At 49.5% G+C, this 2,223-nt stretch carries 1 protein-coding gene; it reads right to left on the minus strand.

All coding sequences use genetic code 11. The annotated features are described in order from the left end of the window. A partial coding sequence (locus ICN16_RS09785; RefSeq protein WP_216137069.1) for an autotransporter-associated beta strand repeat-containing protein occupies positions 1-2,223 on the minus strand: 2,223 nt, incomplete at both ends.

The following is a 2,223-nucleotide window of genomic DNA, read 5'->3' on the forward strand; positions in this document are numbered from 1 at the left end:
CTCACGATAAACCGCATAAGTCCCTGCCCCTAAAGCTGCAGCTGTGCTGTTATATCCGGTGCTGCTGGCATTGCTGTTATAGCGGAAGTTACCAGAACCACTGCCAACTAGATTCGTTAGGCCAGTACTGTTAGCAATGCTGCCTGTAAAGAGCGTAGCGCGGCCACCGCTACCAACTGATACTGAACCATTACCAGAGATCAGGATATTGCCACCTGTAGCAGTACCAGCTGCAGTGCCAGCGCCTGCATTGAGCACTATCGCATTACTTGCATTGCTAGTAGTTGCAAGCGCTTCAGTCAAGCTAATGTTGCCGCTTTGAGCGGTAATATTGATTGTGCCGGTAACGTCAACACCTGTTGGATTAACAGCGCCTATGATGAGGTTGCCTGCATTGACGAAGCTCATGTTGGCAACGTCTTGCGCAGCCAGGGTGCTGACGCTGTTGTTCACATTAGTCAGATTAGCGTTGCCACCTAGCAGTGCAAGGCCGCTAGTAGTGATGTTGCCACTAGCACCTTGGGTGATATTGCCATTAGGTGCTGCTGCTAGGCGGATGATGCTGCTACCAGCAGTAGTCAGCGCTGAGTTGACAGCAATGTTGCCGCCATACAAATTAATATTGCCTGCAATGCCAAGTGCGGCATTCACAGTAATGTTGGCATTGGCACTGCTGCTAGCATTACCAATAGTCAAGCTACCCAGCGTATTTGCATAGGTATAACTTCCAGTTGAGAAGGCGCTTGTAAAGGCGCTACCCGCTGGGGTGATGGTCACATTACCTGTACCCGTAAAGCCACTAGTAGATGGGCGAGCATTGTTGGTAAAGATAATCGAGCCTGCCGAGACATTAGTAGCACCTGTATAGGTACTTAGGCCTGTTAATGTCAGCGTGCCAGAACCTAGCTGAGTCAGCATAGCGCCAGTACCGCTGATATTGCCACCATACTGCAGATCATCACTGCGGTTAAAGATGGCAGCAGCTCCTGAGCTCAAAATAATATTGGATGTCAGTGAGCCTGCGGTACTACCGTTACCTATTTGTAATGCGCCTGCATAGACATTGACTGCGGTTGTCTGGGTGTTTGTGCCCGTTAAGCTCAGCGTACCGTTACCGTATTTTTTAACTTCTACGGTGCCGCTGATATTGCCAGCGTATTCCACTGCGTTACTGCGGTTAAAAGTGAGTGTGCCGCTACCAGAGATATTAGAGGAAGCCAAATTACCGATAGTGCCATTAGCGCCTACTCTTAAGATGCCGTAAATCGTAGTCGCACCGGTGTACGTGTTATCTCCGGTGTAAGTTACATCAGCGCCTGAGATTGTGACATTACCGGTGCCAGAGATAACCTTGCTATAGGTACCACTGACCCAGCTATTAAATAAGACATCGGCATTGTTGGTAATGTTTCCGCCAATGACGGTATTACGCAGATCTAAGGTACCGCCAGTGACGGTGGTATTACCTGTAAAGCCACTGGAGGTAGTGAGCAACAGTGCACCAGTACCTAGCTTTTGGAAGCTACCAGTACCGTTCAGTGTAGCTAGGCTTTGGTTAGATGAAGAGTTGTAAATAACGGTGGCATTGTTGTTCTGAACAGCAACTGCAGAACTTGCTCCAAGAGCACCTTGCACAATCAGGCTACCGGCATTGACGGTGACCGTACCGGCAAAGGTATTTTGCCCACTCGTACTAGTCAGAGTGACATTACCTGCCCCATCTTTAATCAGATAGTTAGTACCGCCAGCGCGGTAGATACTGCTTGCAATGGTCAGATCATCTGAGCGATTCAGACGCAAGGTTGCGCCATCTGCAAACGAGATGAGTGAGCTGTTGGCAACACTACCGGATGTGCCATTAGCACCTAAGGTCAAGGTAGCGTTTGCGGCCAGGATGGTTTCACCGGTATAGGTGCTGTTGCCAGTAAAGGTAGTGGAGTTCATCAAGCGGACATTGCCGCTACCGCTAATAACACCAGCGTAAGTTGGGTTGTCACTGCGATTAAAGTACACATTACCGGTATTCGTGATACCGCCATCGGCTACCACGCTACCAGTCGTACCGTTGGCACCGATTCTGAGGGTGCCGTAGTTGATAGTCGCACCGGTGTACGTGTTATCTCCGGTGTAAGTTACATCAGCGCCTGAGATTGTGACATTACCGGTGCCAGAGATAACCTTGCTATAGGTACCACTGACCCAGCTATTAAATAAGACATCGGC

It is taken from the genome of Polynucleobacter sp. es-MAR-4, from assembly GCF_018882055.1.
Lineage (GTDB): Bacteria > Pseudomonadota > Gammaproteobacteria > Burkholderiales > Burkholderiaceae > Polynucleobacter.